General features: G+C 47.3%; 5 tRNA genes. All 5 read left to right on the forward strand.

Annotated features, from left to right (window positions below):
* Positions 1-156 precede the first annotated feature (156 nt).
* The 5 genes from DW835_RS16375 (at position 157) to DW835_RS16395 (ending at position 640) form a co-directional block, all read left to right on the forward strand.
* Positions 157-228, forward strand: a tRNA-Asn gene (locus DW835_RS16375).
* 26 nt (positions 229-254) lie between these two features.
* Positions 255-326, forward strand: a tRNA-Glu gene (locus tag DW835_RS16380).
* A 31-nt stretch (positions 327-357) separates the two neighbouring features.
* Positions 358-431: transfer RNA gene (locus DW835_RS16385), tRNA-Ile, on the forward strand.
* Between the two features lie 39 nt (positions 432-470).
* A tRNA-Asp gene (locus DW835_RS16390) sits at positions 471-544 on the forward strand.
* A 24-nt stretch (positions 545-568) separates the two neighbouring features.
* Positions 569-640, forward strand: a tRNA-Val gene (locus DW835_RS16395).

Raw genomic sequence — 640 nt, forward strand, 5'->3', positions numbered from 1 at the left:
CAAAGGTTTTGGATAGGAAAAGGATGTAAGTTAGGGTATAAAGATGAGATTTCAGTGTTCGGTTTTGAGGGAACAAAATTCCCTTTATAAGTAGCTTGGCAATGCACGGAAAATGCGTAGCATTTTCTTAAATGGCTTTGCTACGCAAAGACATTTTCCTCGATAGCTCAATGGTAGAGCACTCGGCTGTTAACCGAGTTGTTGTAGGTTCGAGCCCTACTCGGGGAGTTTTTTCATAAGAAAATAAATATTGCGGCTCCATGGTCAAGCGGTTAAGACATCGCCCTTTCACGGCGGTAACACGGGTTCGATTCCCGTTGGAGTCATCTGATCACAGATCAGTCCCGAAAGGGTTGCGGACCTTTAGCTCAGTTGGTTAGAGCAACCGGCTCATAACCGGTCGGTCCTGGGTTCGAGTCCCCGAAGGTCCACTGAAAGCAGTTCTATTTCATAAGATAAATAATAAATATGGCCCAGTGGCTCAGTTGGTTAGAGCGTCGCCCTGTCACGGCGAAGGTCGTCGGTTCGAGTCCGATCTGGGTCGCTAAAGATTTTCATTAATCTTTATGGGGTCTTAGCTCAGCTGGGAGAGCATCTGCCTTACAAGCAGAGGGTCATAGGTTCGAGCCCTATAGGCCCC

The sequence above is a fragment of the Clostridium sp. AM34-9AC genome (assembly GCF_003480225.1).
Taxonomy (GTDB): domain Bacteria; phylum Bacillota; class Clostridia; order Lachnospirales; family Lachnospiraceae; genus Acetatifactor; species Acetatifactor acetigignens.